8 protein-coding genes and 1 tRNA gene are annotated in these 7,445 nt (G+C 32.9%); 5 read left to right on the top strand and 4 right to left on the bottom strand.

The window, feature by feature from the left end; genetic code table 11:
* The 4 genes from K8V80_RS01575 to aroQ all read right to left on the bottom strand — a co-directional run.
* Nucleotides 1-198, bottom strand: a 198-nt coding sequence (locus K8V80_RS01575) for a ribosome-binding factor A (RefSeq protein ID WP_276774967.1), incomplete at its 3' end; no start/stop codon positions are given.
* A gap of 5 nt (nt 199-203) precedes the next feature.
* On the bottom strand, nt 204-842 hold the full coding sequence (locus K8V80_RS01570) for an O-methyltransferase (RefSeq protein ID WP_006743800.1): 639 nt from the start codon (nt 840-842) through the stop codon (nt 204-206).
* Nucleotides 843-852: 10 nt separating this feature from the next.
* Nucleotides 853-2,304 (bottom strand): pyruvate kinase, encoded by a 1,452-nt coding sequence (gene pyk / locus K8V80_RS01565; protein ID WP_006743801.1) that lies wholly within the window; start codon nt 2,302-2,304, stop codon nt 853-855.
* A gap of 32 nt (nt 2,305-2,336) precedes the next feature.
* Nucleotides 2,337-2,756, bottom strand: coding sequence for a type II 3-dehydroquinate dehydratase (gene aroQ / locus K8V80_RS01560; protein WP_006743802.1), 420 nt, complete (start codon nt 2,754-2,756; stop codon nt 2,337-2,339).
* Nucleotides 2,757-2,834: 78 nt separating this feature from the next.
* Here aroQ and xerD point away from each other — a divergent pair, with 78 nt between their 5' ends.
* The 5 genes from xerD to K8V80_RS01535 form a co-directional block, all read left to right on the top strand.
* Complete coding sequence (gene xerD / locus K8V80_RS01555) at nt 2,835-3,752, top strand: site-specific tyrosine recombinase XerD (RefSeq protein WP_276774965.1); 918 nt, start codon at nt 2,835-2,837, stop codon at nt 3,750-3,752.
* A gap of 167 nt (nt 3,753-3,919) precedes the next feature.
* The gene (locus tag K8V80_RS01550) at nt 3,920-5,611 is read left to right on the top strand and encodes a tetratricopeptide repeat protein (RefSeq protein ID WP_006743804.1); all 1,692 of its coding nucleotides are present in this window, start codon (nt 3,920-3,922) and stop codon (nt 5,609-5,611) included.
* 491 nt (nt 5,612-6,102) lie between these two features.
* A complete protein-coding gene (locus tag K8V80_RS01545; RefSeq protein ID WP_276774963.1) occupies nt 6,103-6,528 on the top strand; it encodes a PPC domain-containing DNA-binding protein in 426 nt (141 codons plus the stop codon).
* A 53-nt stretch (nt 6,529-6,581) separates the two neighbouring features.
* Nucleotides 6,582-6,653: transfer RNA gene (locus tag K8V80_RS01540), tRNA-Arg, on the top strand.
* A 249-nt stretch (nt 6,654-6,902) separates the two neighbouring features.
* Nucleotides 6,903-7,445 (top strand): 2-oxoacid:acceptor oxidoreductase family protein (locus K8V80_RS01535; protein ID WP_276774961.1); only part of this gene is annotated, 543 nt, incomplete at its 3' end.

Raw genomic sequence — 7,445 nt, 5'->3', positions numbered from 1 at the left:
AATATTCTCAATAAGTTCTTCTTTCTTGTCGTTAGGGAATATGCTTAAATATGCTCTAGCAATACTTAAGTCAGATGTCACTCTTACTTCACTTACAGAGATAAGAATTCCATTAGTAGCTTTAGTTTGTTGAAGGAATATTTCGCTTAATTCTTTTTGTATTAAACGAGATATTTTTTGTTGTCTAGTTGTTTCCATAAAATTTATAACTTTCTGATTATTGTTAATCCATCTCTAAGAGGAAGAATAACCTTTTCTACACGTTTATCATTTGCGATATAGCTATTGAAAGCTTTGATGCCAATAGTTTGCCAATCATTGTTCTTGGGTGTTTCTAATACATGCTCATCCCAAAGGGTATTATCTGCAAGTATATAGCCCCCTTTTGAAAGATGAGCTAAAGTTGTTTCATAATAGGATATATATCGACGTTTATCACCGTCAATAAAAGCCATATCGAAAGTAACACCTAAGTTTGGAACGATATCCAAAGCATCTCCAATAATAAATGTTATCTTATTTGCATAAGGAGAGTTCTCTAACCATGGGCGTGTAAAGTCTTCTTGCTCATCGTTTATTTCAAATGTATACAACATCCCATCAGATTCCAAACCTTCAGCTAAACAAAGAGCAGAGTACCCACTATAAGTACCAATCTCTAAAATATTACGAGGACGAATCATGCTAGTAAGCATTTTTAAAATTCGTCCTTGTATGTGTCCAGAGGCCATTCGCGGGCGAAGTAGCTTTACATGTGTAGCACGATAAAGTGCTTTTAAGTAATCGCTTTCGGGATCGCTGTGATCAGAGATATACTGATCTAGAGCCTCAGTTTCTTTCATTATCTATGAATTATAAGTATCTGTTTCTATTTGGAAGAACATATTCGTCAGCGTATTTTAATACATCTTCTACAGTATTAATTTCCAAGAAAGAAGTACGCATATTTCTTCTACCACTACTTAAGTAGCATACCATCTCATCTTCAGTTAGTCTACCTTCTTTTACAAGTTTTCTAAGAGCAGCAAAATAGTATTCTTGTCCATTAGCTCTTTCAGTAAGATAGATTGCTTCTACACCATAAGAAAGGGCAAGGTGACGCATTGTCTTTTCTTTATAGCAAATTGCTAAAACAGGACATTTACCACGAAATGCAGCTATGTTTCTTGCAGTACGTCCACTATAACTGTCTGTTATAATAGCGCCAATATTCATAAGTGCAGTCGATTTTACAGCTTGTTTAGCTAGGAATGCTGTAACATCAGGGTTTTCTAAAGGAATTTTAATATCATTTTCATCCAATTTATCCACTTCTGCTTGTGCAGCAATAGTTGCCATAGTGCGGACAGCTTCTACTGGATATTTTCCATAAGCAGTTTCACCACTAAGCATTAGTGCGTCAGTACGATAATAAATAGCATTAGCAATATCTGTTACCTCAGCACGTGTAGGACGTGGGTTACTGATCATAGTGTGTAACATTTGAGTTGCTACAATCACTGGTTTTTTAGCTAAAATACATTTTTTGATAATACGTCTTTGAATACCAGGTATACGTTCTTGAGGAACTTCAATACCAAGGTCTCCACGAGCAATCATAATACCATCAGCAATGTCGACGATTTCATCAATATTGTCAACGCCTTCTTGGTTTTCAATTTTAGCAATGATTTTAATATCACTATTATGAGAGTCAAGAATTTCTTTAATATCTAAAATGTCTTGTTTGTTTCTAACAAAAGAGTGTGCAATAAAATCGATGTCTTTATTTATTGCGTATAAGATGTTGTTTTTGTCTTTTTCAGTTAAAGAAGGGAGATTGATACGTACTCCAGGAACGTTTACACTCTTTCTACTAGCAAGAGTTGCTTCATTCATTACTTCACAAACTAAATGGTCTTCTTCTTTATCAACTACACGAAGATTAAGTTCTCCATCATCAATAAGAATATCTTCTCCAATATGTAAATCCTTCACAAAATCAGGATAAGATACAGAGACACAACCTCTCGTGGTTATTTTATTTGGATCACCTATAACGAATACTCTTTCTCCAATTTTATAATCTATTGGTTCATCGCAAGCGGTAGTTCTTACTTCAGGACCTTTGGTGTCCATAAGAATTCCTATACGGTTTGATACAGTTCTTACATTGTTGATTAGGATTTCAAATCCTTCTTGAGTAGCATGTGCGGTATTGATACGTACCACATTCATTCCTGCATCAAATAGTTTTTGCAAAAAATCCACATCACAACGTCTATCAGAAATTGACGCTACGATTTTGGTCTGTTTTAACATCATAATATATTCTATATTTAATTATATCAGCTTTCTTATCTATTAATCAACGCTTCTAGAGCTAGTTGGTATGAATTTAATCCAAAGCCACAAATAACCCCGAGACACCCTGCTGCAATCATCGAGTGATGTCTGTACTCTTCTCTAGCTTGTGTGTTTGAAATGTGAACTTCTATGACGGGGCTTTTTATTGCTCTTATTGCATCTAATAAAGCTATAGAAGTGTGCGTATATGCACCAGCATTAAGGATAATACCATCATATGAAAAGCCAACTTCATGGATTTGATTAATTAGTTCACCTTCGATATTAGATTGAAAGTATGATAGGTCTATGGTAGGGTATTTTAGTTTCATTTGAAGAAAGTATTCTTCGAATGATTGAGCTCCGTAAATTGAAGGCTCTCTTTTACCTACCAAATTAATGTTGGGACCATTAATTATGAGTACTTTCATGTTGTTCGATTATCTATTTTAATATCTTTGTTCTTAGACTTGATACTATCTTGCAAAGATATTAAAATTTTTACTGTAATGGAAGATTTTTCACTGAATAACAAACAGCTTTTACGAGTTATAAATAATTATAGGCAATATTTAAAACTTGAAAAATCTTTATCTCCAAACACTCTTGATGCATATCTGTCAGATTTAGATAAATTAGTTAAATATGCTAACGATGAAAAGCTTTCATTGTTCACTATAACTCTATCTAATTTACAGAATTTTATTGCTAATCTTCATGATATTGGAATTCATCCTCGTTCACAGGCTAGGATTATCTCTGGAATAAAATCTTTTTATCACTTCCTTTTGTTAGAAGAGTATATAGAGGAGAATCCTGCTGATTTATTGGATAGTCCTAAGATTGGGTTTAAAGTTCCTGAAGTTTTAACTTTAGCAGAAATAGATGCTATTATTAATGTGGTAGATGTTAGTACTGCTGAAGGACAACGAAATAGAGCGATATTAGAAACGTTATATAGCTGTGGGCTTCGAGTGTCTGAGTTGACTAACTTAAAGATTTCAAAACTTTACTTTGATGATGGTTATGTTATTGTTGATGGAAAGGGTAGCAAACAGCGATTAGTACCCATATCTAACAGGGCAATTCAAGAAATCAAATACTACTTAATGGATAGAGGAATGTCTATCATAAAGAAGGGGTCAGAGGATACTCTTTTTTTAAATCGTAGAGGGACTGGATTGTCAAGAGTTATGATTTTTAATATTGTAAAGAAATATGCTGAAGAAGCTGAAATATCCAAAAATGTAAGTCCACACACTTTTCGACACTCATTTGCTACTCATTTATTAGAAGGAGGTGCCAATTTGCGAGCAATTCAGAGTATGTTGGGACATGAATCGATAACAACAACAGAAATTTATACTCACTTAGATAAAAGTCTCATAAGGCAAGAGATTTTGGAGTATCATCCTAGAAATAAATAGTTTAAAATAAATAGAATTATCCTTTTTAATTGTTATTTTTGAAGAGAAATTGAATTTGTTATCAAATAGCGCATTTTGTAAAGATTTGTTAGTATAATGTCTTTGTACATCAGAAGACTATTTGATATATTTGCGAATAAATTATAAACATTAAATTTATGCCAATGATGACTAAAAAGTTGTATTTGCCTGCAATAATCGCACTTATTGTAGCGCTTTCTTCTTGCGGTAGTAAAATGGGTGGTTTAACATCTGATTATTTTACTACAAATCCTGCAGTCCTTGAAGCTGTAGGAGGTAAAGTTCCTGTTACTATTAATGGTAAATTCCCTGAAAAATACTTTAACAAGAAAACGATTGTTGAAGTAACTCCAGTTTTAAAATGGAAAGGTGGAGAAGCTAAGGGTAAAACAGCTACATTCCAAGGAGAAAAAGTAGAAGGTAATAACCAAACTATTGCTTATAAAATGGGTGGTAATTACACTATGAAAACTTCTTTTGATTACGTACCAGAAATGGCTCAGTCAGAATTATTCTTGGAATTTAAAGCTCGCAAAGGAGCTAAGACGTACACTATTCCTGCTGTGAAAATTGCTGATGGTGTTATTTCTACTTCTGAGTTAATTAACAATACTCTTGGTTCGGCTAACCCTGCACTAGGAGAAGATGCTTTCCAACGTATCATTAAAGAAGCTCATAAGGAAAATATCATGTTCCTTATTCAACAAGCTAACATTCGTTCTAGCGAAGCAAAAAAAGCTAAAGACTTTAGAGATGAAGTTAAAAACATTAGCGATGCTGTAAACAAACGTGTTCACAGTGTTGAAGTTTCTGCTTATGCTTCTCCTGATGGTGGTCTTGATTTGAATACAGGTCTTGCTAAAAACCGTGAAAAAAACACAGCTAATCTTGTAAATAAAGAATTTAAAGGTGCAAAACTAGACTTGCCTGTAGATGCTAAATATACAGCTCAAGACTGGGAAGGTTTCCAAGAATTAGTAGCAAACTCAAACATTCAAGATAAAGATCTTATCTTACGTGTTCTTTCTATGTATTCTGATCCAGAACAAAGAGAACAAGAAATCAAAAACATTTCTTCAGTTTACTCAACTCTAGCAGAAGACATTTTACCTCAATTAAGACGCTCTCGTTTGATTCTTAATTATGAAATCATTGGAAAATCTGATGAGGAAATTTCTAAATTAGCTAGCACTAATGCTAAAGAATTAAACCTTGAAGAACTTCTTTATGCTGCTACTCTAACAGATAATGCTGCAGAACAAGAAGCTATTTACACTAAGGCTACAGAATTATTCCCAAATGATTACCGTGCTTATAACAACCTAGGTAAACTTGCTTACCAAGCAGGTAATTTAGCTAAGGCTGAATCATTCTTCAAGAAGGCTTATTCAATTGAAGCTACTCCTGAAGTGAATACTAACTTAGGTCTTATCTCTCTTGCAAAAGGTGATAAAGCAACAGCAGAAACTTACTTAGGTAAAGGTGCTGGTTCTAAAGTTTTAAGTGAAGCTATGGGTAATTTATATGTAGCTCAAGGTGAATATGACAAAGCAGTAAGCTCTTTTGCTGATACGAAAACAAATAGTGCTGCTCTTGCTCAAATTCTAGCTAAGGATTACAATAAAGCTAAAAACACTCTTGATGGAGTGAAAAATCCTGATGCTTACACAGATTATCTAAAAGCTGTTCTAGGTGCTAGAACAAACAACAATACAATGGTTGTTGATAACTTGAAGAAAGCTGTACAAAAAGACTCTGCTTTAGCTAAGAAAGCTGCTGCAGACTTAGAATTTGCGAAATATTTCACTAATTCAGATTTTATGAGCATCATTAAATAAGACATAAATACTTATTTAAATACAAAGGCTGTATAGAAATTTCTATACAGCCTTTTTTTATTTGGCTTAAAATAGGAAATTATTAGCTAGATTTTAAGGATGAGTTATATTGAAGAATTTATAGGTTTGAACTTGGTGGTTTTTGGGGAATAAAAAAATAGATTCTATAAAGTAAATTTCAAACTCTTAATATAAAATGGAATTTGTAAGGATCTTTGATCTTGTTTTGTGTAAGGAGCTGTCAATTGTGAAATGTATATTTTTTATGGAATTAGTTGTTTAAGAGCAGCATCAAAATATTTGTTTGTTCTATTCTAAATTTAGGATATGAAATTTTATAATTCTTTCTTATTGTAAATTAGACTTTTATATCAAAATATTTGAATCATTTTTCTAATTTTCTAGATTTTCAGCTATATTGTATTTAAAGTATAAAGAGAAATGTTCTTTATGGCTTATGTATTAGTATTTAAACCTTAATTCATTATAATATGTATTCGTATAAAAAAATTGGCAATAGATTTATTGTGAGCTTAAAAAATGGTACTGAAATAGTTAAAGCACTCCAGCTTTTTTGTAAGGAGATGAATATCAGATCAGGTATTATCGCGGGTATAGGTTCTATAGACGAGATAAGATTACGATTCTTTGATGCAAAGACAAAACAATATTCTAGTCAACAATTTCAGGAACAAATGGAGATTGCTAATCTAATGGGTAATATCTCTACGTATAATAAGGATATATATCTGCATATTCACATAACACTTGGGCGTTCTGATTATAGTGCTATAGCGGGACATTTACTTTCTGCTACGATTAGTGGTACTGGAGAATTCTTGGTGGAAGACTTTGATGCAGATATGATGCGTTACTATAACTCTGAATTAGGTGTCAACTATTACGATTTTGAATAAATATATTATTATAATCGTAAAGAAACCTTTATCTTTGTATTCGCTCTAAAGAGAGTCTTGTAGTTCAACGGATAGAATAGAAGTTTCCTAAACTTTAGATCCGGGTTCGATTCCCGGCAAGACTACTTATCCTTATATAAAGACGTGCAAATGCATGTCTTTTTTTGTACCCTTTATTTTATTGTAAACATATCAGAAATTTACTGTAACTACCTTGTTAGTAAACGATTATTTCTTTTTTTCTTTAATGATGAAAAGACTTTGTTTAATGCAATAGGTTTGCGATATTTGTTAATAGCCTTAATGTATGAGAATGTCTTATTCTTGTATGTTGCTGGCTTTAATTTAAACTTTTAACTTTAAACTATACAATTATGGCAGATGAAATGATGATTAAAGATGTCGATAAAGTTGTTGTCCGTTTTGCAGGTGACTCTGGAGACGGTATGCAATTGGCAGGAACAATCTTTTCTAATGTTTCAGCCGTTTTAGGAAATGATATTGCAACTTTTCCTGATTATCCGGCAGAAATTCGTGCACCACAAGGTACTTTAGGTGGTGTTTCTGGATTTCAAGTACATGTGGGAGCTGATAAAGTATATACTTCTGGAGATAAATGTGATGTGTTGGTGGCCATGAACCCTGCGGCACTCAAAAAAAATATAAAATCACTAACTCCTCGTTCAGTAATTATTGTTGATGCAGACTCTTTTACTGATAAAGATTTAGAAAAAGCCTTATATAAAACCTCTAATCCCTTTGAAGAGCTTGGGATTAAAAATCAAGTTGTTCAAGCCCCTATTTCCTCCATGTGTCAAGAGTCTTTAAAAGATTTTGGTATGGACAATAAGGCTATGCTGAGAAGTAAGAATATGCTTGCTTTAGGTTTGACTTGCTGGTTATTCAATAGACCACTG

Origin of the sequence: Bacteroides coprosuis (assembly GCF_020741705.1) — a bacterium.
Classification (GTDB): domain Bacteria; phylum Bacteroidota; class Bacteroidia; order Bacteroidales; family Bacteroidaceae; genus Bacteroides_E; species Bacteroides_E coprosuis.
This window is presented reverse-complemented; position numbering and strand designations above follow the sequence as displayed.